The following is a 395-nucleotide window of genomic DNA, read 5'->3' on the forward strand; positions in this document are numbered from 1 at the left end:
TGGGCGGACGACGGCACATTCGATACGCGGCTGACGTGGCACGACCGTTTGCGCCTGACCTTCGTAACGGATGCGCTCGGTCATACGACGCAGCAGTACTACGACATCGACGGCTACGTGTACCGGATCGTGTATCCGGACCAGACCGAGGAATGGTTCTTTCGCGATGCCGCCAGGCACGTGACGCGTCACGTGTTCCCGGACGGCACCGAGGAATCGTTCACGTGGGACGACGCAGGGCATTTGACGTCGCATACGCAGCAGGACGGGCGGACCGCATATTACGTCTACGACCGTAGTGGCGACATGATCGGCTTGCAGGACTCGGAAGGTCATCGCTGGCAGCGGTACTACGACAGCAAGGGGCGCGTGACCGAGGCGACCGATCCGCTCGG

At 62.5% G+C, this 395-nt stretch carries 1 protein-coding gene; it reads left to right on the top strand.

Features of this window, described 5'->3' with window-relative positions:
- Positions 1-395, top strand: a 395-nt coding sequence (locus ACV22V_RS32600; protein ID WP_448016847.1) for a hypothetical protein, incomplete at both ends; no start/stop codon positions are given.

The sequence above is a fragment of the Burkholderia sp. AW33-5 genome (assembly GCF_053427615.1).